This is a genomic window from Nonomuraea muscovyensis (assembly GCF_014207745.1).
Classification (GTDB): domain Bacteria; phylum Actinomycetota; class Actinomycetes; order Streptosporangiales; family Streptosporangiaceae; genus Nonomuraea; species Nonomuraea muscovyensis.
Genome location: NZ_JACHJB010000003.1, coordinates 1,037,953 through 1,064,617 on the forward strand (window position 1 = coordinate 1,037,953; position 26,665 = coordinate 1,064,617).

Annotated in this window: 21 protein-coding genes, 1 tRNA gene and 2 CRISPR repeat arrays; of the genes, 11 read left to right on the forward strand and 11 right to left on the reverse strand. The window is 69.5% G+C overall.

Translation table 11 applies throughout. From position 1 onward, the window contains the following. Positions 1-9: 9 nt before the first annotated feature. The gene (locus FHU36_RS36525) at positions 10-1,086 is read left to right on the forward strand and encodes an alanine racemase (protein ID WP_185088602.1); all 1,077 of its coding nucleotides are present in this window, start codon (positions 10-12) and stop codon (positions 1,084-1,086) included. A 22-nt stretch (positions 1,087-1,108) separates the two neighbouring features. Next, positions 1,109-2,299, forward strand: coding sequence for a hypothetical protein (locus FHU36_RS36530; RefSeq protein WP_185088603.1), 1,191 nt, complete (start codon positions 1,109-1,111; stop codon positions 2,297-2,299). 9 nt (positions 2,300-2,308) lie between these two features. Here the strand turns inward: FHU36_RS36530 and FHU36_RS36535 are convergent, their stop codons facing one another. Together FHU36_RS36535 and FHU36_RS36540 are read right to left on the reverse strand one after the other, a co-directional pair. Beyond that, on the reverse strand, positions 2,309-2,869 hold the full coding sequence (locus FHU36_RS36535; protein WP_185088604.1) for a TetR/AcrR family transcriptional regulator: 561 nt from the start codon (positions 2,867-2,869) through the stop codon (positions 2,309-2,311). 4 nt (positions 2,870-2,873) lie between these two features. Continuing rightward, the gene (locus tag FHU36_RS36540) at positions 2,874-3,491 is read right to left on the reverse strand and encodes a LysE family translocator (protein WP_185088605.1); all 618 of its coding nucleotides are present in this window, start codon (positions 3,489-3,491) and stop codon (positions 2,874-2,876) included. A 101-nt stretch (positions 3,492-3,592) separates the two neighbouring features. Here FHU36_RS36540 and FHU36_RS46625 point away from each other — a divergent pair, with 101 nt between their 5' ends. After that, positions 3,593-6,346 carry a helix-turn-helix transcriptional regulator gene (locus FHU36_RS46625; protein ID WP_185088606.1) on the forward strand — a complete coding sequence of 918 codons (2,754 nt, stop codon included), beginning with the start codon at positions 3,593-3,595 and terminating at the stop codon, positions 6,344-6,346. 124 nt (positions 6,347-6,470) lie between these two features. Here FHU36_RS46625 and FHU36_RS36550 read toward each other — a convergent pair whose 3' ends face one another. Both FHU36_RS36550 and FHU36_RS36555 read right to left on the reverse strand, forming a co-directional pair. Further along, positions 6,471-6,914 (reverse strand): GNAT family N-acetyltransferase, encoded by a 444-nt coding sequence (locus FHU36_RS36550; protein ID WP_185088607.1) that lies wholly within the window; start codon positions 6,912-6,914, stop codon positions 6,471-6,473. A gap of 288 nt (positions 6,915-7,202) precedes the next feature. Next, positions 7,203-7,589: a response regulator transcription factor gene (locus tag FHU36_RS36555; RefSeq protein ID WP_312892084.1), complete on the reverse strand. Its 387-nt coding sequence runs from the start codon at positions 7,587-7,589 to the stop codon at positions 7,203-7,205. 114 nt (positions 7,590-7,703) lie between these two features. Here FHU36_RS36555 and FHU36_RS36560 point away from each other — a divergent pair. The 8 genes from FHU36_RS36560 to cas2 all read left to right on the forward strand — a co-directional run bounded on the left by FHU36_RS36560 (position 7,704) and on the right by cas2 (position 16,950). Next, positions 7,704-7,775: transfer RNA gene (locus FHU36_RS36560), tRNA-Arg, on the forward strand. A gap of 236 nt (positions 7,776-8,011) precedes the next feature. Then, a CRISPR array of direct repeats spans positions 8,012-9,092; the repeat unit is 37 nt; unit sequence GTTGCGATCCTCGGTCGCCCCGGAGGGCGACCGCCAC. 459 nt (positions 9,093-9,551) lie between these two features. Further along, positions 9,552-11,657 carry a CRISPR-associated helicase Cas3' gene (gene cas3, locus FHU36_RS36565; RefSeq protein ID WP_246503057.1) on the forward strand — a complete coding sequence of 702 codons (2,106 nt, stop codon included), beginning with the start codon at positions 9,552-9,554 and terminating at the stop codon, positions 11,655-11,657. Further along, on the forward strand, positions 11,654-12,343 hold the full coding sequence (gene cas5c / locus FHU36_RS36570; RefSeq protein ID WP_246503058.1) for a type I-C CRISPR-associated protein Cas5c: 690 nt from the start codon (positions 11,654-11,656) through the stop codon (positions 12,341-12,343). Before cas3 ends, cas5c begins: the two co-directional genes overlap by 4 nt. 4 nt (positions 12,344-12,347) lie before the next feature. Continuing rightward, entirely contained in the window at positions 12,348-14,081 is a 1,734-nt protein-coding gene (gene cas8c, locus FHU36_RS36575) for a type I-C CRISPR-associated protein Cas8c/Csd1 (RefSeq protein ID WP_185088609.1), read from the forward strand. Between the two features lie 35 nt (positions 14,082-14,116). Next, on the forward strand, positions 14,117-14,977 hold the full coding sequence (gene cas7c / locus FHU36_RS36580) for a type I-C CRISPR-associated protein Cas7/Csd2 (protein WP_185088610.1): 861 nt from the start codon (positions 14,117-14,119) through the stop codon (positions 14,975-14,977). Continuing rightward, positions 14,974-15,639: a CRISPR-associated protein Cas4 gene (gene cas4 / locus FHU36_RS36585; RefSeq protein ID WP_312892086.1), complete on the forward strand. Its 666-nt coding sequence runs from the start codon at positions 14,974-14,976 to the stop codon at positions 15,637-15,639. Before cas7c ends, cas4 begins: the two co-directional genes overlap by 4 nt. Then, the gene (gene cas1c / locus FHU36_RS36590; protein WP_185088611.1) at positions 15,632-16,660 is read left to right on the forward strand and encodes a type I-C CRISPR-associated endonuclease Cas1c; all 1,029 of its coding nucleotides are present in this window, start codon (positions 15,632-15,634) and stop codon (positions 16,658-16,660) included. The genes cas4 and cas1c overlap by 8 nt, the downstream gene beginning before the upstream one ends. Further along, positions 16,660-16,950 carry a CRISPR-associated endonuclease Cas2 gene (gene cas2 / locus FHU36_RS36595; protein ID WP_185088612.1) on the forward strand — a complete coding sequence of 97 codons (291 nt, stop codon included), beginning with the start codon at positions 16,660-16,662 and terminating at the stop codon, positions 16,948-16,950. The genes cas1c and cas2 overlap by 1 nt, the downstream gene beginning before the upstream one ends. A gap of 130 nt (positions 16,951-17,080) precedes the next feature. Continuing rightward, positions 17,081-19,442: direct repeats of the CRISPR family, unit length 37 nt; unit sequence GTGGCGGTCGCCCTCCGGGGCGACCGAGGATCGCAAC. Positions 19,443-19,612: 170 nt separating this feature from the next. Here cas2 and FHU36_RS36600 read toward each other — a convergent pair. The 7 genes from FHU36_RS36600 to FHU36_RS36630 all read right to left on the reverse strand — a co-directional run bounded on the left by FHU36_RS36600 (position 19,613) and on the right by FHU36_RS36630 (position 26,602). Continuing rightward, positions 19,613-20,977, reverse strand: coding sequence for a tyrosine-type recombinase/integrase (locus FHU36_RS36600; protein WP_185088613.1), 1,365 nt, complete (start codon positions 20,975-20,977; stop codon positions 19,613-19,615). Between the two features lie 9 nt (positions 20,978-20,986). Further along, on the reverse strand, positions 20,987-21,181 hold the full coding sequence (locus FHU36_RS36605) for a helix-turn-helix transcriptional regulator (protein WP_221497104.1): 195 nt from the start codon (positions 21,179-21,181) through the stop codon (positions 20,987-20,989). Between the two features lie 174 nt (positions 21,182-21,355). After that, a complete protein-coding gene (locus FHU36_RS36610) occupies positions 21,356-22,534 on the reverse strand; it encodes a DUF3631 domain-containing protein (protein WP_185088614.1) in 1,179 nt (392 codons plus the stop codon). Positions 22,535-22,557: 23 nt separating this feature from the next. Then, positions 22,558-23,556, reverse strand: coding sequence for a bifunctional DNA primase/polymerase (locus FHU36_RS36615; RefSeq protein WP_246503059.1), 999 nt, complete (start codon positions 23,554-23,556; stop codon positions 22,558-22,560). A 171-nt stretch (positions 23,557-23,727) separates the two neighbouring features. After that, a complete protein-coding gene (locus tag FHU36_RS36620; RefSeq protein WP_185088616.1) occupies positions 23,728-24,174 on the reverse strand; it encodes a single-stranded DNA-binding protein in 447 nt (148 codons plus the stop codon). 27 nt (positions 24,175-24,201) lie between these two features. Next, complete coding sequence (locus tag FHU36_RS36625; RefSeq protein WP_185088617.1) at positions 24,202-24,420, reverse strand: hypothetical protein; 219 nt, start codon at positions 24,418-24,420, stop codon at positions 24,202-24,204. 139 nt (positions 24,421-24,559) lie between these two features. Further along, on the reverse strand, positions 24,560-26,602 hold the full coding sequence (locus FHU36_RS36630) for a cell division protein FtsK (RefSeq protein WP_221497105.1): 2,043 nt from the start codon (positions 26,600-26,602) through the stop codon (positions 24,560-24,562). Between the last annotated feature and the right edge of the window lie 63 nt (positions 26,603-26,665).

Genomic DNA, 26,665 nt, shown 5'->3' on the forward strand with positions numbered 1-26,665 from the left:
GAGATGGACATGCGAGAAGCCCTCGGGCGGTCGATCTTCGACGGCGGCCTGTCGTTCCCCCTGATGGTGGTGCACCGCGACGCGCTCGAACACAACGTCGCACTCGTGGCCGCCTTCGCGCGCGACCACGGCATGCGGCTCGCGCCGCACGTCAAGACCCACATGTCGCCCGAGATCGCCGCCATGCAACTGGAGGCGGGCGCGTGGGGGCTGACCGTGGCCACCCCGCGGCAGGCCATGGCGGCCCGCGGGTTCGGCGCCCGGCGTCTCGTGCTGGCCAACCAGATCGTGGACCCCGCCGGGCTCGACTGGATCGCCGCCGAGTGCGAGCGCGACCCGGGGTTCGAGCTCTACAGCTTCGCCGACTCCGTGGCCGGGGTGGACATCCTCGCCGGGCACAAGCCCGCCCGGCCGTACCAGGTGCTGGTCGAGATGGGCCACGCGGGCGGGCGGGCCGGCTGCCGCTCGCTGGACGACCTGCTCGCCCTCGCCCGCCACGTCCAGGAGACGCCCGGCGTCGAGCTGGCCGGCGTCGCCGGCTACGAGGGCGCCCTGACCACCGCGGCGGAGGTCCGAGCCTACCTGCGGGTGCTGCAGGACGCCGTCGAGCACCTGCGGATCAGGAACCCCCTCCTGTCGGTCGGCGGCAGCCAGTGGTTCGACGTGATCGGCCGCGAGCTCGTCGCCACCCAGGCCACGATCGTGCTGCGCAGCGGCGCGTACGTCACCCACGACGACGGCTACTACCGCGAGCACACCCCGTACAACCGGATGGACGGCGAGCTGCGGCCCGCGCTGGAGGTGTGGGCGCACGTGCTGTCCACCCCCGAGCCGGGGCTGGCCGTCGTCGGCATGGGCAAGCGCGACGCCCCCTACGACGAGGGGCTGCCCATCCCCAAGCGCGGCGGGGTCACGGTGCTGAAGATGCAGGACCAGCACACGCTCGTGCACGCCGACGGGCTGCGACCCGGCGACCTGCTCGCCTTCGGCATCTCCCACCCGTGCACGGCGTTCGACAAGTGGCGGGCGCTGCCGGTGGTGGACCGCGAGTACCGGATCGTCGGCTACGTCCACACCCGCTTCTAGATCAGGACTGTAGGGTCGGCTCGTGGACAGTTCGGTGTACGTCTTCGCCGAGGACCTGCGCGGTGAGGGAGTCGAGCGGGTGCTCGACAGGATCAGGGGATACGGCGTGTCCGGCGTCACCGTCGGAGCCGTGCACCACGCGGCCCGCGACGTCACCCCGCACGGGCTGTCACGGCTGACCGTCCGCCACGACGCGGCCCACTTCACCCCGCCCGCCGACCTGTTCGCCGCGCTGCGGCTCAAGCCCGTCGCGGGGCACGCCGACGCCCTCGACGGGTTGCGCGACGCCTGCGCCGAGCGCGGGCTCAGGCTCCACGGGTGGGCGGTGTTCCTGTGCAACGCCACTCTCGGCACCAGGCACCCCGACGTGACCGTCCGCGACTGCTTCGGCGACCGCGGCGCGCCGGCCGACCTGTGCCCCGCCCACCCCGACGTCCGCGCGTACGCCGTCGCGCTGGCCCGAGCCGTGGCCCGGCTCGGCGTCGAGAGCGTGGTGGCCGAGGCGCTGCACTTCAGCCCGTTCCGGCCCGAGCGGTCCTTCGTGCCGCTCGGGCCGATGGACGCCTACCTGCTGGGCCTGTGCTTCTGCGACTACTGCATGAGCCGCGCCGCCGATCTCGGCGTGGACGCCGAGATGGCGCGTGAGGAGTGCGCCGGCATCGTCGGGCGCGTCCTCGACGGCGACGCCCCGGCGCAGGGCGAGGTGACCCGCGCGGCGCTGACCGCCTACGCCGGCCCCGACGTGGTGGCCTACGCCCGCGCCCGGTCCGAGACCGTGACGACGCTGGTGTCGGAGGTGGCCTCCGCGGTGGCCGGCGAGGGGTCGAGGCTCGTGTTCGTCGACTCGACCGGGGCGGTGAAGGGCTACACCGACGGGCTGCCGACACCGGGGCTCGCCGCCCACGACGCCTGGCAGCTCGGCGTCGACCTGGTGGCGCTGGGCGACCTCGTGCCCGGCTTCGGCGTGCTGGCCTACGCCCGCGACGCGGCGCGGGTGGCCGACGACGTGGGGGCCTACCTGCGCTCGGTCGGCAAGGACCGGGAGGTGCGGGCGGTGGTGCGGCCCGGCCATCCGGACAGCGACTCGGCCGACCGGCTCGCCGCCAAGGTCCGCGCGGCCAAGGCGGCGGGGGCGGCGGCGGTCGACTTCTACGCCTACGGGCTGGTGCCGCACGCGGTGCTCGACCGCATCCCGGCCGCCCTGGCCCTGTGACGCGCCGTCCTACGGGGCGGCGGCGGGTGCCCGTACGCCGTCGAGCACGGCCGAGACGGCCCGCGGCGCGAAGTCCTCGTCCAGCGGCAGGCCCCTGAAGACCGCCCGCAGCCACACCGCCCCCGCCAGCAGGTCGACGACCAGCATCGGGTCGGCGGTCTCGGCCAGCTCGCCGCGCCGCGCCGCCCGCTCGAAGATCTGCCGCTCGCGGGCGAACCGGTCGGCGAAGAACCCGTGCGCGTCCAGTTCGGGATGCCGTGCGGCGGCGCCGAGCGCGGCGACCACGACGTCCCGGGCGGGCGGCTCGGTGAGCAGCCGCACGACGCCTTCGACCAGCGCCACCAGGTCGCCGCGCAGGCTCCCCGTGTCCGGCGCCTCGAACCCCAGCACATCGGCCTCCACCAGCGCCGCCCCGAGCAGCGCCGCCTTCGACGGCCACCAGCGGTAGATCGTCGTCTTGTTGACGCCCGACCGCTCGGCCACGCCCTCGACCGTCAGCCCGTCGTAGCCCCGCTCCGCCACCAGCCGCAGCGTCGCATCGAAGATCTCCTGCTGCTTCCTCGGCGCCATGCGGTCATTTTCTCCCGGTGAACGCCGTCGCCACGCCCAGCCCCAGGTACACCACGCCGCTGAAGTAGCGCAGCGCCCTGGCCCGCCTGGCCAGGCGGCCGCCCAGCGCGCCGGCCGTGAACGCGTACGCGATGTCCGAAAGCAGCCCGAGCAGGAGCAGCGTGACCCCGAGGAGCACGATCTGCAGTGCGGGCGACCCCGCGGCCGGGTCCACGAACTGCGGCAGCAGCGCCAGGAAGAACAGCGTCACCTTGGGGTTCAGCACGTTGACCAGCACGCCTTCGAGGAACACCGTGCGCAGCGGCTGCGGCTTCAGCGCCTCGGCGCCGGGCCCGTCCTTGGCGGTGAAGGCGCGGACGCCGAGGTAGACGAGGTACGCGACGCCCGCCCACTTGACGATCCCGAACAGCGTCGCCGACCTGGAGATCACGTACGACAGTCCGGCCGCGGCGGCGGCGATGTGCACGAGCGTGCCCGTCTCCACCCCGAACGCGCTGGCCAGCGCCGCCGCCCGGCCCTGGGCGAGGCCGCGTGCGGTGATGTAGAGGTGGTTGGGGCCAGGCAGCAGCACCAGGGCCAGCGAGGCGCCCACGAACACGAGGAAAACCGACCATGGGATCACGAAATATCAGCCTAGGGAGGGTTTGGTACTGATTTGAAGGCCAATCGGAGGGTGTTCCCGTGGACCAATGAGCGTCGGTGGAGCATGGCATAGTGACTGGCGTGAAGGGTCTTCTCGTCGGGCGCCGTGCTGAGCTGGCACGACTCGTGCGCGTGCTGGAGTCGGCCGGCGAGGGCACCGCCGGGGTCGCGCTGGTCGGCGGCGACGCCGGCATCGGCAAGACCCGACTGGCGGGCGAGCTGGTGGCGCTGGCCCGCGCGCGCGGCTTCCACCTGCTGGCCGGCCAGTGCGCCGAGCTGGGCGACGCGCTGCCCTATCTCCCGCTGGCCGACGCGCTGCGCGGCGCGGAGCCGGCGGTCCGCGAGGCGGCGGCCGCCCATCCGCTGCTCGGCCAGCTCCTGCCGGGCGTGGAGAGCGCCCCGTCGGCGGGGCTGACCCAGCAGCGGCTGTTCGGCTCGCTGATCGGGCTGCTGGGCGAGATCCAGCCGGTGCTCTTCGTCATCGAGGACCTGCACTGGGCCGATCGGTCGACCCGTGACCTGCTCGTCTTCCTCAGCCGCATGGTGCAGACCGAGCGGGTCTGCGTGGTCGGCACCTACCGCACCGACGACCTGCACCGCCGTCATCCGCTGCGGTCCGTGCTGGCCGAGCTGAAGCGCCTGCCCACGGTGACCGCGGTGGAGCTGGGCCCGCTGGACCCTGGCGACATGTCCGACTATGTCGCGACGTTGGGTGACGTCGCCGGGCAGGACCTGGGGATGATCGTCGGCCGTGCCGGCGGCAACCCCTTCTACGCCGAGGAGCTCTTCGCCGCCATGGCCGAGGGCGACGTCCTGCCCGACGGCCTGGCCAGCCTGCTGCTGTCCCGCGTCGAGGTGCTGTCCGAGCCGGGCCAGCGGGTGCTGCGGGCCGCCGCCGTGGCCGGGCGACGGGTGGAGGACGAGCTGCTGCGCGAGGTGTCGGGGCTGCCGCTGGCCGAGTTCGAGGAGGCGGTCCGCGAGATCGTCTCGCGCGGGCTGCTGCGCGTCGACGGCTACGGCTACGCCTTCCGCCACGCCCTCCTCCAGGAGGCCGTCTACACCGATCTGCTCCCCGGCGAGCGCACCCGGTTGCACGCCACGTTCGCCCGGCTGCTCACCTCGCCCGCCGAGCTGGCCCACCATCACCTCGCCGGCCACGACCTCGCCGGCGCCCTGGCCGCCTCCGCCGAGGCGGGCCGTCAGGCCGAGCGCCTGGGCGCCCCGGCCGAGGCCCACCGCCACTACGACCAGGCGCTCAGCCTGTGGGAGCGGGTGGCCGACGCCGAGACGCTGACCGGCGAGAGCCGGGCCGCGCTCGCCTTCCGCAGCGCCGTCGCCGCCGCCGACAGCGGCGACCTCCACCGCGCCGCCGCCCAGCTCCGCGCCCTGCCCCAGACCTGCGAGGTCAGCGAACGGCTGGCCTACTACCTCTACGAGATGGACGACCAGGACGGCGCCATCGCCGCCGCCGAACGCGCCGTCGCCACGGCCGCCGACCAGGCGTCCCTGGCCCGCGCCCTGGCCACCCACGCCCGCACGCTCACCTGGAGCCCCCGCCATGCCGAAGGCGAGCGGCTCGCCCACCGCGCTCTGGAGACCGCCAGGGCCGCGGGCGCCCGCGACGCCGAGGTCGGGGCCCTGCTGAGCCTCGCCGTGCACGCCGAGGTGCAGGGCGACACGGGGCGGGCCCACGACCTCGTCACCGTCGCCTCCGCCGAGGGCACCGGCGACCTCGCCATGGACCTTCGGGCCCGTTTCCACCACGCCCGCATCCACTACGAGCAGGGCTATCTCGACTTCGCGGCCGAGGTCGTCGACGAGGGCATCGAGCTCGCGTTCACCAGCGGGCTCAAGTGGAGCACCTACGGCACCGACCTGCGGTTCCTGCGCCTGCTCATCCACTACGTGGCCGGCGAGTGGGACCAGGCCGAGGCGGTCGCCGCCTCCTTCGGCGCCCGCGTCGGCACCGTCCCCGAGGCGGTCGTGTCGTCGTTCGCGCTCTTCATCGAGGTCGCGCGCGGGCTGCCCCGCGTCGACGACCGGCTGGAGTGGCTGCGGCCGTTCTGGTCCGACGGCCTCGTGGCCTACATCTCCCGCGGGCTGGCCGCCGAGCAGGCGCTCTGGCGGGGCGACCCCGAGCTGGCTCTCTCCCACGTACGAGCCGTGCTCGACGCGCAGCAGCCCGGCGACCCGGGCGTCCTGCGCATCGCCGCCATCGGCCTGTGGGCGCTCGGCGACCTCGGCGTGGTGGCCGACGCCGACGACCTGCTCGGCACGGCCCGCCTCGCCGTGGAAGAGGGCCCCGTCGGGCAGCGCGGCGAGCTGGGCCCCGAAGGCCGGGCCTGGGCCCTGCGCGTCGAGGCCGAATGGCACCGCGTCCACGGCCGTCTCGACCCCGTCCTGTGGCGGCGGGTCGTGGAGGCGTTCGACTTCGGGTTCGTCTACGAGGCGGCCCGCGCCCGCTGGCGCCTCGCCGAGGCCCTCCTCGCCGCCGGCGACCGCGACGCCGCCCACACCGAGTGGGACCTGGCCCGCGAGGCGGCGGGCAAGCTCCAGGCCGCCCCCCTCGACCACGCGCTGACCGAGTTCGGCCGCCGCGCCCGCTTCACCGGCACCGGCACCGGCACCGGCGCCGGCGACGCCGGGTTGACGGCGCGGGAGGTGGAGGTGCTGCGGCAGGTGGCCGAGGGGCTGACCAACCGCGAGATCGCCGAGCGGCTGTTCATCGCCCAGAAGACGGTGAGCGTCCACGTCTCCAACATCCTGGCCAAACTCGGCACCTCCACCCGCACCCAGGCCGCCACCACCGCCCGCCAGCGCGGCCTCCTCGACTGATCCCGGTGACCCGCCGGCCTGGGAGCGCACTCCCAGGCGGAGTTCGGTCCAAGGGGGAGGAGCGCGACGCTGGACGGATGACTTTCCGCCCTGAGGCCGGCACGGCAGCCGCCTGACGGCGCCGCTAGGCCAGCGCGATCTGGTAGTGGAGGAATCCGCGGTTCTCGGCCACGCGGTCGTACAGGCTGCGGGCCGTGGCGTTCGACTCGTGGGTGTGCCAGTAGAGGCGCCCGCAGCCGCGCTCCCGCGCCCAGCCCGCGACGGCCTCGATCAGCGCGCGGCCCACGCCACCGCCCCGCGCGTCCGGGGCGGTGAACAGGTCCTGCAGGTAGCACATGTCGGCGTCAGGCGCGGATGTGCTGGGGTGGGTGAGGAAGTGGGCGATGCCCACGAGCCTGCCGTCCTGCCTGGCTCCGAGCGCGTGCAGCCGCGTGTCCTTCCCGAACTCCGCCCAGGCCCGCTCGTACATCGTGTCCGGTTCGACGCGCTGGTAGAAGGCGATGTACGCGCGGAACAGGCCCTCCCAGGCATCCCTGTCGGACGGCAGCAACCCGCCGATGGTGATCATCCGGTCCTCCCTCGGGGCGCGGTGGTGGTGACGCAGCCCGATGCTAGAGGCGAGCACCGTGCCCGGTTACGGCCACTGCACGGGCAGAACCGGCGACCACTTGACCGCGGCCCGGGGCCCGTGGCCCGTGGCCGCGGCCCGCGGCCTCAGCGGACGGGCAGGCGGGCTCGGCGGGCGGGGGGGTAGCGGCCGAGCAGGCGGGCTCGGCAGGTGTGTAGCGGCCGAGCAGGACAGGGGAGCCGGCTCAGCCTCGGTCACCGTCGGGATCCGGTCACCGGCGTGGCGACGTCACCCGCGCGCCGCCGCAGCCAGGTCCCCGACCACCTCGATCAGCTCGGCCGGGTCGAACGGCTTGGTGAGATAGGCGTCCACGCCGATGGTCATCCCGCGCCGTCTGTCGTCGTCCTGCGCCCTGGCGGTGATCAGCACGACCTTGATGTGCCTGGTCGCCTCGCCCCGGCGCAGCCGCTGCGCCGTCTCCCAGCCGTCGAGGCGCGGCATCATCACATCCAGCGTGATCACGTCCGGCATGACGTCGAGCACCTGCTCCAGACAGTCCTCACCATCGGTGGCCGTCACGACCTCGAACCCTTCCAGGCTCAGGTTCACCGCGATCAGTTGACGGATGACCTCGTCATCGTCCACCACCAGCACCTTGCCAAGCACCTCGCCCACGGCCGCCAAGTTACCCGTAGCGGTGCGGTGACATGCGGCTTTCGGAGATGTGTGATCAGAGGTTTATCGTGTGCCGAGTGGTGTGCGGATGCTGGTAGCCTTGTCACACGTTCGGCCCCCTTAGCTCAGGGGATAGAGCACCGGCCTCCGGAGCCGGGTGCGTAGGTTCGAATCCTACAGGGGGCACAGCATCTTGATCAGCGGTTCCGGCCGCTGACCAGGGCGAACGACATAGAAACGGGCGGGTCTCCAGTCTCACGGAGCCCCGCCCGTTCTCATTGGCGCTCACTGCTCGTGGACCAGTTGTGGACCACGCCAGACCTCGAATCCAAACCCCAAACAGCGAGGCCCGATCCTTGGTCCGCTCCGGAGGGCGACCGCCACCCCGGCAAGGGCCGCCTGTTCGTCGAGCCGATCGCCAAGTTGCGATCCTCGGTCGCCCTGGAGGGCGACCGCCACAGCCGAGCGCCGCCGTCCTTGTAGAGGCCGTCAGTATTGCGATCCTCGGTCGCCCCGGAGGGCGACCGCCACATCGCCACGGCTTCCTTGGCGAGGCTAAGCATCGTTGCGATCCTCGGTCGCCCCGGAGGGCGACCGCCACGCCGGTACATCACCCCTGAGAACGTCACGCACATAGGTTGCGATCCTCGGTCGCCCCGGAGGGCGACCGCCACGCGACCAAGAGCCGCGCCGCGTTCGGGCCGACGATCGGGTTGCGATCCTCGGTCGCCCCGGAGGGCGACCGCCACTTCGAGGGCGTCACCGACGCTGACGGCGCCCCGAAGCTGTTGCGATCCTCGGTCGCCCCGGAGGGCGACCGCCACCAGGCGCTCGCCCTTGAAGCCGAGCCGCAGCTCGTCGGCGACCTGGCGGTTGCGATCCTCGGTCGCCCCGGTGGGCGACCGCCACACCCGCCCATGGTCGGGGTGCGCCGCCGGTAGGTGGGGTTGCGATCCTCGGTCGCCCCGGTGGGCGACCGCCACGCCAGATACGGCCCTACACGGCCAGACCAGAACTCGGCGTTGCGATCCTCGGTCGCCCCGGTGGGCGACCGCCACGGCTCATCCTTGCGCGCATCCTCGCCGGTGTCGTCGAGTTGCGATCCTCGGTCGCCCCGGTGGGCGACCGCCACCCCTGCGGCACCCGTCCGGCGTAGCCGCGTAAACGTATCGTTGCGATCCTCGGTCGCCCCGGTGGGCGACCGCCACCGGGTTCGGGGATCACGTTCACCCCCTGAAACGCGGTTGCGATCCTCGGTCGCCCCGGTGGGCGACCGCCACCGAACGAGCGGTTGGCCGAGTTGGCGGCCAAGGTGGTTGCGATCCTCGGTCGCCCCGGTGGGCGACCGCCACCCGAGCTCGAAGTAGCGGTGCATGATGACGCCGAGGCCGTTGCGATCCTCGGTCGCCCCGGTGGGCGACCGCCACCGGGTCGACGTCGTCGTGGCCACCGACGAGCACCAAGTGGTTGCGATCCTCGGTCGCCCCGGTGGGCGACCGCCACGGCATCTGAGCAGGCAATATGCCCTCTTGACGCCGACACGGCGACCTGCGAATTCACGTATCAAGGAACATTAAGGGTGATAACTCCTTAGGAACCTACCGCGTGTCGCATGAGCACTCCAGGTTCCGAAGCGCAGGAACGGCAGGCGCGGTCGAAGCACAGGTGTAAGGGTATGCCGGGACTGCACCCTGACCGAGCAACTCCAGGGATCCTATTGTTGATCATGGTTGGTCTCTGCGGGACACAGGGTTGTCTGGCCGAGCTGACCGGCCCTGTCTGGACATGAAGTGATCGATGTCGTTAGCACCGATTTGATGGAACCCGGCGAAACTGTCGGCGCCATCTCCTAAAGTTCAGCTCTCGCAGGAATCCTCCAACCAAGGGGTGTGCGTGAGGGACCGCTTGTGGGCGCACAGTGCCCGGGATGGAGACAGGCTTCGCCATGGTCTCGCTGACCACTTGCGGGGAACCGCGCAGCGCGCAGGCGCCTTCGGCGAGATCTTTGGCGCGGGCCCGCTCGCTGCTCATTGCGGTCTGTTGCACGATGTCGGGAAAGGTTCCTGCCAGTGGCAGAGGGGCCTGATCGACGCGGAGCGCCTGGGTGGCCGGGTGGGCATCCCGCACAAGCACGCGGGTACATGGCTACTGGATCAGCACGGCCTGGGCATCATGTCGGCTGTGGTGTTCGGTCATCACGGAGGACTGCCGGACGCGACGCGCCTTAAGAAGGAGCTGCGCTTCGCGGACACCGACCCCCTGGTGGCTGAAGCAATCGGGCGGGTAGGGGAAATCGTCCCGGAGATTCATCCGCCGGCACCGATCGCATTACCCCTCTGGCTGTCCGAGGCAGCGACTGCTGACCCCTATGCCTTGGACTTCCTGGTTCGTATGGTCTACAGCACAGTGGTAGATGCGGACTTTTTGGACACCGAGCAGCATTTTTCTGGCGCCGCGCGCCCTTTTCATCCGATTTCTGCCGCTGATCTGGCTGAGCGTTTCGAGCAGGGACGCCAGGATCTGCTCGAAAACAAACTAGAATCGCCGATCGACTGGTTGCGTCAGGAGGTCTACCGACAGTGTCTGGAGGCCTCCCAGGGACCGCGTGGCATGTATCGCATTCCGGCACCCACAGGCTCGGGGAAGACGCTCGCGGCGGGTGGCTTCGCCCTGCACCACGCCAGGTTGCACGGCATGAAACGCGTCATCGTCGCCGTGCCGTTCATGTCGATCACTGAGCAGAACGCCTCGGTCTATCGCGATCTCTTGGACGTCGAGGGCGAGGATCCGGTGGTGCTGGAGCATCACAGCGGGATCGATCTGGACGACGGTAGCGCTGCCAGGAGGTGGCAGCGGCTGGCCGCGGAGAACTGGGACGCCCCCTTCGTGGTGACGACCACCATTCGGCTGTTCGAGTCGCTGTTCTCTCACAAGCCCGCGGCGATGCGCCGCGTGCATCGGCTGGCCGGTTCGGTGATCGTCCTGGACGAGGTGCAGGCGCTACCGGACCGCTTGTTGATCCCCATCGTGTCCGCGCTGCGAAGCCTCACGCAGTGGTTCGGGGCGACGGTGGTACTGGCCTCAGCCACTCAACCGCCCTTCGAACTGCTCAGCCCTTTGCAGGGCACACGCATCAGGGATGTCATCGCAGAGCCTAAGCCGCTGTACAAAGCGTTGAACCGAGTGCGTTACCGGTGGCTGCTGGATCCGAAGCCGACCATGGCGCAGATCGCGGAGCACGCCGCGGCGGAGCCTCAAGTTCTGGTGGTGGTCAACACCACCAGGGACGCCGCCAGGATGCATGAGCTGGTGGAGGAGCATCGCCCGGCGCTGCACCTGTCGACGCGGATGGCAGCCGCGCACCGGCGCGACACTTTGGACGAGATCAAGCGGCGTCTCACCGACGAGAAACTGGTCGCAGTGGTGAGCACCCAACTGGTCGAGGCGGGAGTAGACCTGGACTTCCCGGCCGGTTTCCGGGCGATCGCCTCTGCTGACTCCTTGCAGCAGGCAGCTGGCCGGGTCAACCGAAGTGGGCGGCTGCCGTTTGGACAGGTCACCATCTTCGATCCGGAGGATGGCAACAAGGCGGCCGACATGTTGTACGGTGCCGCACTGGAGGCCACCCGCGCAAGGTTCGGCCCCCACTGCCCGCCGGACGATCTGGACGCGCTCGAGGCCTATTACCGGGCCAGGTTCGACTTTCACAACGTCGAGGCGGCAGGCCGCGAGATCCAGCAGGGACGCCAGACCCATGACTTCCCTCGCGTGGCCGAGCTGTTCCGCATGATCGACGAATGGACCGTTCCCGTGGCGGTGCGCTATGGCGACACCGAGAAGCTAGACGAGATCCTCGCCCACCTGCGTGCCGGGCACCCTGGAGCAGGCGCGCAGTTGCGTGCTCTGCGTCCCTACCTGGCCACCCTGCCCCGGGGCACCGTGCGCAACGCGCTGCAAGAAGGACTTGCCATCCCCGTAGTCGGCGATCTCCTCGAATGGATCGGCGATTACCACCCGCAGCGAGGCATCGAGATGACCTCCCCCAACCCCCAGGAGCTGGTGTTTTGACCAACCGCCGCGTTCACCATCCCCCTCCGCCGCTCGTCGTGGAGGTCGAGGCGCCATACGCCTGTTTCACCCGCCCCGAGTTCAAAACCGAGCGGATGAGTTACTCGGTCATGACGCCGTCGGCCGCGAAGGGCGTGTTGGAGGCAATCTTCTGGAAGCCGGAGTTCGGCTACCAGGTCACGCGCATCGAGGTGCTTAAGCCCATCCGATGGGCGTCGATCCGCCGCAACGAGGTCTCCTCCATGTTGACGCTGGCCTGGGTACGCGAGGCCATGGTTGACACCACCGTGCGCCTCGATGCCGAGGCCGACCGCGACCAGCGCAACATGGTGTGCCTGCGCGATGTCGCTTATCGCATCCACGCGCAGGTACGGCTGCGCCCGCACGCCACCGATCCCGAGGCCAAGTACCGCGACCAGTTCCGCCGGAGAGTCGAGCGCGGAGCCTGCTACTCCCAGCCGTTCATGGGTGTCCGTGAGTTCTCGGCCTCTTTCCGCCCCAAGACCGGCTGCGAGCCGATCGACCGCGACGAGAAGCTTGGAGTGATGCTGCACAGCATCGTCTACAGTCCCGATGGCGAGAGCTATCGCTGGTTCCACGCCGAGCTCCAGCAGGGCGTGCTGGAGATTCCGCGCGAAGGCATTGAGTTGCCGGGGGCCGACACGCGTACCGGCGGCAGGCGGTGACCCCGTGCTGATCAGACAGCTCGCAGCGCACGCCGGAGACAGGCGCGACCTGCCGCCCCCCTACTACCGCAACCGAAACGTACGGTGGGCGATCGACCTGGACGGGGACGGACGCCCCCGAGGAGGCCGCCTGGTGGACCTGAGCACCGTCGAGGCCAAGTCAGGAGTGCTGCTCGACACCCCGTACGTGCAGCGCTCCGGCACCGGATCGCTGCCGTTCCTGCTCACTGACACCTTGCAGTACGTCCTGGCGATGCCCAAGGACGACAGCGACAAGCAGATGGCCGATGCCCGCCGGCGCGCCGAGGACTTCGCCGAACTGGTCTACCGGTGGGCCAAGGACGAACCGCTGGCCGAGCCCGTGGTGCGTTTCCTGAGGCGCGGCACCTTCTCCGAGGTGGAGATCCCCGTACAGGCCAAGCCGTCCGACGTGGTGGCGATCCGCACGGATCAGGGGTGGGTGCACGCCCTGCCATCCTCCGTTCAGGTGTGGGGGCAGATCGTACGAGAGCGCAAGAGCGCGGCCGGCGGGCTGGGAATCTGCCTGTCCTGCGGGGAGGGAGGTCCGTTGCTGGCCACCATTCCCGAGCCGGTCAAGCCGGGTGGCATCCCCGTGGCAGGGGGCCGCGGCCGGGATGCGCAGCTCGTGTCGATCAACAAGACCGCGCAGGGGCGTGGGGGCATCACACAACTGGCCAATACGCCGATCTGTGACACCTGTGGTGGGCAGGCGATGTCGGTGCTGAACGCTCTGCTGGCAGACCGGCAGCACCACTACCGCGGCTCTGACAGCGTCCTGGTGTGGTGGCTCCGCCGCCCGGCCCCGTTCTCGCTGCTGGGAGCCGTCCGAGACGCTCAGTCGCAGGACGTCAGGGGCATCATCGAGCAGGTGCACCTCCCACCGGCCCGACGTGCCGACTGGCTGCACGACAACGACTTCTACGCGGTGACCCTGTCGGCGAACCAGAGCCGCGTGGTGATCCGTGACTGGATCGACGTCCCGCTGATCGAGCTGTGTCAGCACCTGAACACGTGGTTCGCCGACCACGAGATGGCAGACCTATGGGAGGACGGTCCGCAGCGAGTCCCGCTGTGGCGGATGGCAGCTGCACTGGGCAGGCACGGCAAGCAGGGCTACGTCAGGGACACCGCACCCCGGTCGGCCGAGCGAGACCTCATGGCGGCCGCCCTGCACGGCACGCCGCTGCCCACCAACCTGCTGGCCCGCCTGATCCAGCGCGTCCGCGCCGACAACCGCGTGGACCTGCCTCGCGCCGCGCTCCTGCGCCTGCTGCTCGTCCGAGCCGACCCGGCCATGAAGGAGATCCTGTTGGAGCATCTCAACCTCGACACCCGTGACCCCGCCTACCTGTGCGGACGCGTCTTCGCGGTACTGGAGGACATCCAGCGCACTGCCCTGGACAACATCAACACCACCATCGGGGACAAGTTCTTCGGCGCGGCCATGGCCAGGCCGCTGCCGGTGCTCACCATGCTGCGCAAGAACGCCACCGGCCATCTGCGGCGGCTGCGCGGCAGCAGGAAGGCCGCCGGGATCGCCCTGGACAAACGCCTGGATGAGATCTTCCAGAAGTTCGCCGCCGAGCTGCCGGCCACCCTGGACCTCGCCGGTCAGGGACGCTTCGTCCTCGGCTACCACCAGCAGAGATCGGCCGATCGGGAGGCGGCGCGTGCCGCAGCTGCCGCACGCAAGACCGCCGCGCCCGAGTCCGCCTGACCCATCGTCACCCGTCCCGAAAGGAACTCCTCGGCATGTCCGTCCACCTGGACCCCGCCCGTAAGCACGACTTCGTCTTCCTGTTCGACGTGCGCGACGGCAACCCCAACGGTGACCCCGACGCCGGCGGCATGCCGCGGACAGATCCGGAAACCGGCCACGGCCTGGTCACCGACGTGGCGATCAAACGCAAGATTCGGAACATGGTGGCTCTGATCAACGAGGGCGTCGCCGGTTACGACATCTACGTTGAGGCCGGAGTCGCGCTCAACGCCCAGCACGAGCGCGCCTACGCCGCGCTGAACCTGGACCCCAAGCAGCGGCGCAAGTCCGAGTTCGAGGCGCAGCAGTGGATGTGCCAGACCTTCTACGACGTGCGGATGTTCGGCGCCGTCATGACCACCGGCACCAAGCCGTGCGGACGCGTCCAAGGGCCGATGCAGCTCACCTTCTCCCGGTCCATCGACGTGGTCCTCCCTCAGGAGCACGGCATCACCCGCGTCACGCAGACCCGCCAGGACGACATCGACAAGGGCGAGTCGACCGAAATGGGTAACAAGCACATGATCCCTTACGCTCTCTACCTCGGTTACGGGCATTTCAGCGCGCCTCTGGCCCGCCGCACCGGTGTGACTGGCCAGGACCTGGAGACGTTCTGGCGGGCCATGACACTGATGTTCGAGCACGACCGCGCCTCTACCCGCGGCGAGATGGCGCTGCGCGGCCTGTACGTGTTCAGCCACGACGACCCCTTCGGCCGGGCTCCGGCCCATCAACTGTTCGACCGCGTCGAGGTCGCCGCTACCCAGCCGATTCCGCGCTCGTTCGCCGACTACACCGTCTCCGTCAGGAGCGACCTCCCCGAGGGGATCGCCCTCACCTCCGTCACCGAGTGACCGACGCCGCTCCGCAGGCCGGCGGCGTCCCCCTTCAGCAGGTGATGCTGTCGGCACTGGAACATCACGCCTACTGCCCACGCCAAGCCGGCCTCATCCTTCTGGAGGATGGATACGCCGACGACGCGTCGACCATCCGAGGCACCCTCATGCACCAGCGCGTCCACGAGCCAGGGCACGAGACACGCGGCGCTGTGCGTACCTTGCGGGCCCTTCCGGTGTGGCACGACGGGCTCGCGCTGGTCGGCGTCTGCGACGTGGTGGAGATCCACAGCGACGGGCGGGTCATCCCGATCGAGCACAAGTCCGGCTCGTACACGCAGGGCGGACCCGCTGACGTCCAGGTGACCGGCCAGGCGATGTGCCTGGAGGCCATGTTCAGCTGCTCCATCCCCTACGGTGTGATCTACTCTGCCGCGGATCGGCGCAGACATACCGTCGCACTCGACGCCGCCGCCCGGAATCGTGTCCTCACCCTTGCCGACGAGGTGCGGCACACGCTTGCCGTGGCCACGCTTCCCGGCGCAGTCGCTGATCAGCGATGCCGACGCTGCTCGATGCACGACATGTGCATGCCTCGCGTCCTGGCCCGCCAGGGTGCCATCACGCGGGCCGCGTCCAAGCTGTTCACCCCTCAACCTGAAGCGGTATGGGATGACTGAACTCCTCAACACCCTCTACGTCCAGACCCAAGGAGCAAGCCTCCATCTCGATCACGACAGCCTTAAGATCGTCATCCCGGAGACTCCCAAGAAGACGCTGCCCCTGCGCCGTCTGGACGGCATCGTGGTCTACGGTCATGTGTCCCTGTCCGCCGAACTGCTCGCCCGGTGCGCGGAAGACGGCCGGTCCGTGGTCTGGATGAGTCTGTCTGGACGATTCCTTGGCCGAGTCGACGGGCCGACCCGCGGGAACGTCATGCTCCGCCACGCGCAGCACCTCTCGCATGCGGATCCCGTTCTGCGCCTGCAGATCGCCAGAAGTTGCGTCGCGGGCAAGCTGCAGAACTCCCGGCAGATCCTCCTCCGCGGAGCGCGCGACGCCACCGATCAGGCGCAGGTCACGCTGCGGTCGCTCGCGCAGGACATCGAAGATCTCCTGGGCCGCGCCGAAGACGCCGGGACCCTCGACGAACTCATGGGGTTGGAAGGTCAGGCGGCCCGCCTGTACTTCGAGGGACTGAGCCACATGCTCCGACCGCTGTCCGACATTCCCTCCTTCGCCAACCGGACGAGGCGTCCTCCCACTGATCCCGTCAACGCGCTGCTGTCGTACCTGTACGGTCTGACTCGCGCCCTCGTCCACGGAGCAGCCGAGCAGGTAGGCCTCGACCCGTACCTCGGCTTCCTCCACGGCATGCGCCCCGGCAAGCCGGCTCTCGCCCTGGACCTCATGGAAGAGTTTCGCCCCATTCACGCCGACCGGCTCGGACTCAACCTTCTCAACCGCAAACAACTGCGAAAGGAGCACTTCGAGACCCTGCCGGGCGGAGCGGTCCAGATGACGGAGGACGGCCGGCGCCTCGTCCTCACGGAGTGGCAGGCGTGGAAGAACAAGGACTGGCCGCACAAACTGCTCGGGCGCAAAGTCTCCGCCTCGCTGCTGCCCGTCGTCCAAGCCCGCCTCCTAGCCCGGCACATCCGCGGCGAACTGCCTGCTTACATCCCCTGGACGGTTGGCTGATGCAACTGCTCCTGACGTACGACGTGGTGACCACCACACCGGAGGGCCGCCGCCGGCTACGGCAGATGGCCAAGCTGTGCGAGGGATACGGGCATCGTGTGCAGAAGTCCGTGTTCGAGATCACGTGCACGGACGCCGAGCTACTCACTCTGCTCGACTCCGCAACACGGATCATCGATGTGTCCGACGATTCTGTACGGGTCTATCGGCTGCCGAGCAACTGCTTCGATGCGGTGCATCGCCTGGGTGTAGCGGAGCCCGCACCCCATCATGATCCGCTCATCCTGTAGTTCGGAACCTGAAGTGCTCACGCGACACGCAGTAGGTTCCTAAGAAGTTATCGCCCAATATGTTCCTTGATAAGTGAATCCGCATATCTTCCTATCGGCATCGAGAAGGCATAACGCCTGCTCAGATGCCGTGGCGGTCGCCCTCCGGGGCGACCGAGGATCGCAACTACGCCGGCGAAGTCGAGATCGACTTTGACCGGGGTGGCGGTCGCCCTCCGGGGCGACCGAGGATCGCAACTTCCAGATGGTCAACGGCTGGCTCGCGAGTAAGTGACGTGGCGGTCGCCCTCCGGGGCGACCGAGGATCGCAACCGGCTCATGCCGCCTCGTGCATGGAGGCGCGCCGGTCGTGGCGGTCGCCCTCCGGGGCGACCGAGGATCGCAACCTCCACCACGTCCTCGACCGGCGTCCGCTGGCCCTGTGGCGGTCGCCCTCCGGGGCGACCGAGGATCGCAACGACGTCGGCGAGGACGTCAACGCCCCGGGCACCCGTGGCGGTCGCCCTCCGGGGCGACCGAGGATCGCAACATAGAGGGCTCCGGTCAGCGGGTAGGTAGCGGAAGTGGCGGTCGCCCTCCGGGGCGACCGAGGATCGCAACCCCGACAAGACGTTCGAGGGCTACGCCCGCGCCATGGTGGCGGTCGCCCTCCGGGGCGACCGAGGATCGCAACGGCCTGGACGTGAGCGGCTGGCTCCTGGGCTGGGGTGGCGGTCGCCCTCCGGGGCGACCGAGGATCGCAACAGCTCAGGGTCTCCGGCCATGCGGCCTGTGAGGGTGTGGCGGTCGCCCTCCGGGGCGACCGAGGATCGCAACGCATCGCTCCACGTGCTGTCCGCCTCGGGCACCACGTGGCGGTCGCCCTCCGAGGCGACCGAGGATCGCAACGCATCGCTCCACGTGCTGTCCGCCTCGGGCACCACGTGGCGGTCGCCCTCCGGGGCGACCGAGGATCGCAACTCGACAGTCAGCAGCTCGGCGGCATGGCCGACGAGGGTGGCGGTCGCCCTCCGGGGCGACCGAGGATCGCAACGCCGCGAGCGAGTCGAGATTGCTGATGGTGAGCGTCGTGGCGGTCGCCCTCCGGGGCGACCGAGGATCGCAACCGCTCGGCGGAGGTGACTTGGTCGACCGGCTTGCCGTGGCGGTCGCCCTCCGGGGCGACCGAGGATCGCAACGGCGTCGGCAGCAATACCGCCCGGCATGTGATTAGTGATGTGGCGGTCGCCCTCCGGGGCGACCGAGGATCGCAACGCCGAGTGGGTAATGGGCCTCCCCTCCGGCCACCGTGGCGGTCGCCCTCCGGGGCGACCGAGGATCGCAACGAGTTCATCGCGATCGCCTGGGATCGTTTCGGCGGGGTGGCGGTCGCCCTCCGGGGCGACCGAGGATCGCAACACCCAAGCCGTCATCTCGCTGAACAGGCTCATCAGCGTGGCGGTCGCCCTCCGGGGCGACCGAGGATCGCAACGACCCGCGGGACCTGGCCCAGGAAGCGGCCCTGAGAAGTGGCGGTCGCCCTCCGGGGCGACCGAGGATCGCAACGGTCTGCTACGCGAAAGATCCGCGTGAACACGGACCTGTGGCGGTCGCCCTCCGGGGCGACCGAGGATCGCAACACTTTGGCCGGTACTTCGGCGGCGGAATGGCACCCCCGTGGCGGTCGCCCTCCGGGGCGACCGAGGATCGCAACACGTACGTCCACGAGCGCGACCTGGGCGGCAACCTCGTGGCGGTCGCCCTCCGGGGCGACCGAGGATCGCAACGCGCTCGGTCTGGACCCGCTGATGACCGTCACCAGTGGCGGTCGCCTTCCGGGGCGGCCGAGGATCGCAACCATCATGACGCAGACCACCAGCCGAGCCCACGCCGGTGGCGGTCGCCCTCCGGGGCGACCGAGGATCGCAACATCGAGGGCCTGCATCCCAACGACGCCGGCGGCGCCGTGGCGGTCGCCCTCCGGGGCGACCGAGGATCGCAACGTGCACGTCCTGAACACGCACCCGGAGCTTGGGCAGTGGCGGTCGCCCTCCGGGGCGACCGAGGATCGCAACACCGGGACGCCCCCACAGGCTTGCGCCGGGGAGGTGGCGGTCGCCCTCCGGGGCGACCGAGGATCGCAACGCCACCCCTACGGTGTGCGAGCTCGTCCGAGACGCTGTGGCGGTCGCCCTCCGGGGCGACCGAGGATCGCAACCGCTTGGCCTTACGCAACCGCTTGGGCTCGAAGTTCGAGTGGCGGTCGCCCTCCGGGGTGACCAAGGATCGCAACAGGGACACCTCCGCGCCGGGCTGGCCTCGGAGCTGGAGTCGCGGTCGCCCTTCGGGGTGACCGAGGATCGCAACATCGTCTTCGGGGGTTGATGGGTCCGCCCGCCCCCGGTGGCGGTCGCCCTCTGGGGCGACCGAGGATCGCAACACCGAAGGGACACAGTCGTGACCATCACCGCCCCGCGTGGCGGTCGCCCTTCGGGGCGGCCGAGGATCGCAACGGGCAGTGTGGTGCACCAACCCAAGAACTCCACGGGGTGACGGTCGCCCTTTCGGGCCCATCGAAGATCCGATCTCGGTCTTGTCGCCGTCCGTGAGGATGTAACTGATCCTTCGTGGTCGCCCTCCCGGACGGCGAAGACAGAGTTCAAAACCGTGCCGGTGAGCCCGATCAGGTCTTAAGGGCGGCCTCGATGCGGCGATTGATCTGGCCGTCGCGTCCATCGAGACACTTGGCGTACCGCTTGAGCAGGACCTCCACGCTGTTGCCCGCACGCTCGGCTACCACCGTCGCATCCACCCCCGCATTGAGCCAGGTGGATAGGGCGGCGTGACGCAAGTCGTAGGGCCTCCCGGCCAGGGGAGAGGCGACCTGTTGCGGAGCCAGGGCCAAGCGGCGGGCCTCCTCCCATGCCCGCGCATAGGTGGAAGCGCCGAGAATGCCACCGCGCTCGTTGCGGAAGAGCCGGCCGTCAGGGGCTACGCCGAACTCTTCGAGGTGGGCCCGCAGGATGCGGACCAGCTCCGGCGGGATCGGCACGGGCCGGACTTCTCGTTCCTCTCGCTGCTTGAGCCCCCGCTCGTCGTGCACGGTCCCGCTGTCGGTCCACTGCTTGCCGCTGCTCGGGCGAGTGACTTCAAGGGTGAGCATTCCCCATCCTTCCTTCGGTAGAGCGCAGTCGGTTTCTCGGAGCCCGATCGCCTCGGCTGGGCGAAGGCCCGCGAAGTAGAGCGTGGCGAAGAACGCCACAAGGCGGCGGCCTCGTCCGCGATGCCAACTGCCCACGTAGGAGAGGCTGACGAGGAGCTCGCGCGCTTGAGCGGGGTTGACCACGCATCGCCGGTCCACGGTGTTGTCCCTGGCCACCTTCTTCTGCTTGACGCGCTTGAGCGGGTTCTCAGTCAGCTCACCTAGGTCGATCGCGTATTCAAGCGCGGTGTTGAGGCCGCGGCGTCGGCGGGCTGTCGTGTCAGCTGCCGCGCGTTTGCCGTCGCGTGTGAGCGTGAGCTCCTCGCACACTTGGCGCGCAACTATGGGGTCTGCGAGGTCACTCACGTGGATGGTGCCCTTTTCGAGCAGGCGAACGGCGTAGTCGAGATCGGGCGGGGCCGCCTTGTCTTCCTGGCGGGGGATGAGGGCCCACTGCATAGCGGCCCTGATCTCCTTCTTGGATAGGCGGGCGGCGTCGTCAGTCAGCATGCCGAACGTGGCGACCGTGAGACTGTCCACGATGCTTTCGCGAGTCTTGGCGGCAGCACCATTCCAGCGCATACGCACGTACTTGCGGCAGAAGCTGTACCAGCTCAGGGCGGTCTTCTCCTCCGTCGTCATGGAGGCGGGCAGGCCGGTGACCGTGTCGAAGAGTTCGCCCTTCTTCGCTGCCTTGAGCAGATCGGCCCGGAAGTTGTCGGCAAGTGCCTTGGTCAGGAATGTCTTGGACTTCGGCTCAGTGCCGACCTTCCATCGGAGCTGGTACGGCTTGGCGCGGTCCTTGCGGTTACGGATACTCCAGATCATCACGTCGTGAGTCAGCATCTTGCCCTCCTAAGCTGCGGTCTGCTCGAAGGTGCTGAGCCAGGCGTCCAGGTCGCAGCGGCGGACCTTGCGCTTGCCGTTGGGGAGTTTCAGGGACCTCGGGCCGCGGCCGGTGTTCAGCCAGCGGTAGAAGGTGGACTTCGGGACATCGATCTCGTCGAGGACCTCGGCGATGGTGAGCATGGTCTTGGGGCGCGTTGGCATGATGGTCACTGCCTTTCAGGCATCGTGATCGGTGCGGGTGATGTCTCGGCGGTTGTGCTTGGCGGCTGGTCGCCGAGGGTGTTCACAGGTGGATATGGCGGGGGGAGCCGTCCCAGCCGTCCCAGGGTCATTTCCGCAGGTCAGGCGCGGGACGGCTTGATCGGGCGGGACGGGTCATGCCGTCCCGGCGATCGGAGCCGTCCCGCTCTGACCTGCGGTGACGAGGCTGGGACGGCTGGGACGGTTCTCCCTCTCGATCGGCACCACATCGGCCTCCGGGACGGGCCCCAGACTCGGGCAGTAGCGCGCCCAGGCGTCGGCGAAGTCGCCTCGCTGGTAGCCCTTGGCCTGCATGCCGTTGGGGAAGCGGATGTTGCCGGAACGGATGTCGTACTCGCGCAACATCGTGCCGAGCTTCATCGCGGTCAGTCCGGAAGGTCCGTGGTCGGCCCATTCACTCTCGGGGTCACTTCTGAGTCGCTCCAGCAAGACGGCGGTAGGCAATGCGGTGTCCGAACCGAACGCGGTGCGACAGGCGGTGAGCAGGCGCATCCGTATAGACGACTGTCCGCTGTCGTCAGCCTCAGCCGTGAGCGCCAATGCGGCTGTACGAGCGCGATCAGGCCAGCTCTCGCCTGCGCGGTCTGCGACGATGACCAGCGGTTCCCAGGTGTCGGCGGCGCGGTCCTCCACCGGCATGCAGGGTTCTGCCGCTTCCAAGGCCGGCAGGTCAGTGCGGAGCCACCGGTTCAGGTCGGTGGCCAGATCGCGCAGTGGGGGCCGGTCGCGGCGGTGCCGGTATGGGGCGGCGGTCTCTCCCGGTGCGCGGCGGCGCATGCGGACGACGACGGCACGGTCTTCGATGGTGTCGGGCATCGCGCCGATTCCGGCGAGTGCCGCCATGGCGAACGTCGGGATGCTCTCCACTCGGTTGGTGGCGGCGTCGTAGCGTTTGGCCGGACGGTTGCGCTGGTGTCCGGCGTTCAGCAGGCCGCGCAGGTCCTCGTTGCCGTCCGCCTTCGGGCCGAAGATGGTGTCGGCCTCGTCCACGAGCATCGTCGGCGGGTCCTCCGTGATGGAGCGGTAGACGGCCGCGGAGCTGGAGTTGACGGTGATGAACGGGTTGTGGCAGGTGGCCTCGACCACGTCCAGGAGCCGGGACTTGCCACAACGCTTCTCGGGTCCACGGATCACCAGGCGGGGAGCGTGCGCCCACGCGGGCTGGGCGTGGGTGGCGGCGATCCAGAGCGTGACGGCGTCGGTGGCCTCGGGGCTCGGCAGGATGACGTAGCGGGTGAGCGCGGCACGTAGCCGGTCGAGCAGGGCGGCGCCGTCAGGTGTGCGGTGGTTCATGGGTGGTGCTCCTTGATCGGTGTTCATGCGGCCCTGCGACGGCGGGGCTGGGCTTTGATGCCTGCGGCCAGTCCTGAGTCGATGACGGCGGCGATCTCGCGGGGCGGGTTCGGGGCGCCTTCGGCGTTGGCGGCCTCGGCGGCGGACTGGAGAGCGGTGATGACCACCTCGGCGGGCAGCGCGCCACGTGCGACGAGCTGGCCGAGGTTGAAGGCGGCGGTGTTCAAGGTGTGGTTGCGGGTGCCGCGCTGAGCGGTGGCCACGCGTTCCACCTCGCCACGGAGCGCCGCCTGGCCGTACCGGCTGAGACGGTGGTCAGGCAGGCCGGCCAGCAGGTCGGCGGCGCTTGGCGGTGGCGGCGGTGTGGTGGGTCCGAGGGCCTCGGCGAGCCAGGCCGGAAGCGGCGCGGGTGGCACGTCGAGGGTGATCTCGTAGCGGCCGGTGCCGTCCGGCTGGATGGCCTGGCTGCCGGGGCCGACGACGTAGCCGCCGCTGGCGCGGGTGTCGATCAGCCACGCGAGGCCACCCTTGTGGCCTGCGCTGTTGCGCAGGTCCACGTCCTCCGGCGCGGTGAAGTAGAGATGGGTGCCGCCGCGCCGGGTGCGGACGGTGAACGTGTCGGCCGGGTAGGGCTGTCCGCGCTCCGCGCAAAGCAGGCGGAAGACGTGCTCGCCGTCGTGCGGATGGTGCTCGGCGTAGCGGGCGGGTGGCTGGTCGCCGGGCTTGGGCTGGTCGAGGTCGATCACGACCAGGCGGGACGGGCCGCAGGCGATGCCGATGTTGTACGGCCCGCGCGACCAGAACGCGGCGACGCGGCCGGCGTCGGTGGTGGCGTGCCGTTCCCAGTCGGTGAATCCACGCAACGGCTTCTTGCCGCGCGGGGTGAGCGGGAAGACACGCCAGCCACGGGCGGCGGCCTCCAGGGCGTGGCGGGCCAGATCGCCTCTCCCATTGGACGCCCTCTTGGCTCCAGGAAGCCGGAGCCGATCGGCCTCGACGAGGTCCTGCTCGAGAGCGTCCAATGGGGCGATGGCAACGCCATCCCGAGTGCGTGGCGTTACGGGTGGTACGCGGTGAGTGCCGGTGGGTGTCATGCTGGCAGTGCCTTTCCTCGTGATCGGGGTGGGGCGGCCTCGGCGGTTGTGCTTGGCGGCTGGTCGCCGAGGCCGTATCCCGTTGCTGTGCTGACGGCGTTAGAACGGCGGCTTGTCGTCCGCCGGAGCGGCGGGCGCCCACGGATCAGGTGCGCCGCCGTCATGGCTGCTCGGGACCTTGCGCGCCGCCCTCACGGGCTTGGCGGTGGCGAACCGCAGGGAAGGGCCGATCTCATCGACGGTCAGCTCGAAGACCGTGCGATGGTCGCCCTCGCTGGTCTCGTACGTACGCATCCGGAGCTGTCCTGAGGCGATGACGCGGATACCTCGGGTGAGCGACTCGCAGACGTGCTCGCCGAGGTCGCGCCAGGCCGAACAGCGCATGAACAGGGCCTCGCCGTCTTCCCACCGTTCGAGCTGCTTGTTGTAGACACGCGGGCTTGAGGCGATGGTGAAGGTGGCGACGGCCGTACCGGTCTGAGTGAAACGCAGTTCGGGGTCGTTGGTCAGGTTGCCGATGATGGTGATGCTGGTCTCGCCGGACATGCGGGGTTCCTTCCGTTCGAGCGGGGATCAGTGGCTGCCGTCGCGGTACAGGCGGCGGGCGTAGACGTAGAGTTGCCAGCCGAGGCGTGGCCGCATGCCGGTGCCATTGCAGGCGCGGCAGGTGCGGTTCCGGCCGCCAGGGCGGCAGTGCAGGCAGGTGCCCCAGGGCGAAACGAGGCAGAACAAGCCGTAACCGATAGTGACGGTTGGTAGGCAGACGACGAGAAGGGTGATGGCGGTAGCCATGTGGGCCTCCAGGGCTGATTCCCGGGTTTTAGCAGGTGAGGGTCTAGGCGCTAGATCGCTGGTAGAGGGCCGTTTAAGGCTCTAGGCGAGCCTCTAGACCTAGAGGGATCTGCCTCTAGGTCTAGAGGCGATCGGAGCCCTACGAAGCCCGCCCTCGATCACGCTGTGCGACTGCGGTGGTGATGTCGTCGCGGGCCACGCCGATGCGGTTTGCGCCCTTACCGCCGCCCTCGGACGTGCCCCACACCTGCATGGTCTTGATCCCGTACGGCTTGAGGGCGGTTGTGAGCTGGGCGGTCTTCGCGCCGCCTTCCAGCCCCGCCCACGCGCCGTAGACCTCGGGCCGCAATTCGGCCAGGCGATCGACGATGACCTCGTTCCACACCTTCGCCTCGGCCGGTGGGACCACGGCCAGGATGTCGGCCAGCAGGTCGAAGCTCGGCGTCACGTGCTCCGGTGTCTCTCCGAGCGGATGCCGGCCCAGCACTCCGACACTGGCTCGCAGGGCATGCGCGCGCTTGGCGATGTGCTCCGTGGCAGGCGTGTCCAGGTACGCAGTACGCACCACCTTCGGCATCGGAGTCGCGCCGAGCAGGTAGCCGATGCCGGCGTCCACCTTGGGCTGGAACACTGTGGCTCGGATGCCGTTCTTATAGGCCGACGTACCGAGGATCATGTCGTTTTCGAGCTGGCCGGCCACCCGCAGGCAGAACCGGATGGTGACGTTCGCGCTGATGCCGGTGGGCAGGCTGTCCTTGTCCGGCCGCTGGGTGGCCAGCATCAGGACCACGCCCAGGGCGCGCCCCAACTTGATGATGAACTCGGCGTCCTCCCCTGCCTTCGCGCCGAAGTCGGGATGCGCGAACAGGTTCTGGCACTCGTCGAAGATGGCCACCAGCGGGTGCAGCCCCAGCGAACGCCGGTCGGCGATCTGCCGGGTGACCTTCTTGTCCGGGCACAGGTCTGCGGGCAGGGCCTTGAGAGCGGCGGCACGGCGCATGACCTCTTTGCGCAGCAGCGTGAGCGAGTCAGCGGCATAGGCGATGGCCTCATCCTCGATGCCAGAGACGTAGCGATGGCAGTTCTGTTCATGCGGGTCGAGGTCGCCGGTGCCCTTGAGCTCGTGAATCCACAGCTCGGCGGACGGGTCGAGGGCCGCGCCGGAGGCCAGCACCCGCACCGAGGCGGTCTTGCCCTGCCCGGGCTGCGAGCCGATCAGGATGTTCTGTTCGATGACCGGCACTACGATGGCGCGGCCTCGCGGGTCACAGCCGAACGGGATGCCCTTGAACACGTCGTGCGAGCTGGCCTTGACCAGCGGGGACTTCACGACGGTCTTGGACAGGTCTTTGTCTCCCACCCAAAGGATCAGTCGTCCCTCGTGAACGGAGCTGTCGCCCTCGGGCCAGATGCAGCCCAGCGGACGGCGCAGTGCCGAGGCCATCCGGTCGCGCTTGTCCATCACATCGGCCACGGTCACGCCGTACGGCAGATCGATGTCCGCGCGCCAGCCAGGGCCGTCCCGAGTGATCGGAGCGACGAACCGGATGGCGTCCTTGGGGTTCTTGGCCATCGCCTGATTGATGCCGCCGATGCCGAGCACGGTCAGGGCGCGGACGACGATGTCGCTGGTCAGCTTCTCCACCGTGGACGGCACCACCGCACGGTCGATCAGTGGCCGGTCGGCGGGCTTGCCGAGGATGCCGAGCGCGGCGATGGCGACCGCGAACGCTGCCCACTGCATCGTGGTGGTCTGCTCGGCCATCATGAGACCCACGACCAGCAGCGTGACCAGGGCAGCGCTGGAAATCAGCACACGCAGCCGCACGCGGGAGTCCCGTTGCCTGCTGAGCTTGAGGTATACCTCTGGGTCGGCCTTCTGCACGGCGGCCAGCCGTACCGGCTCGCCCTCCAGATCGAACGTCCACTTGACGATGCCGCCGACCAGGTGGAGCAGGCCGCGAGGAGCGCGGGCGGTCAGTCGTCCGCCGTACAGCGGCAGGCGGACGACCTGGTACCCGGCCACGTGCAGGTAGTGGAGACTGACCCACTTGAGAGTCTGGATGGCCTCGGTTCGGGACCGCAGCCACAGCGGGACGATCGGCTGCCGGCTGCGTGCCTTCGCCTCCAGCGCGGTCCGCCAGTCGCCATCGGTCGGACCGGGTTGGTCGATGCGGACCACCTCGCCTTCAAGGACCGGTCCGTCCGCCGGGCGGTCGTCCGAGTCGCACCGGTCGGAACCGGG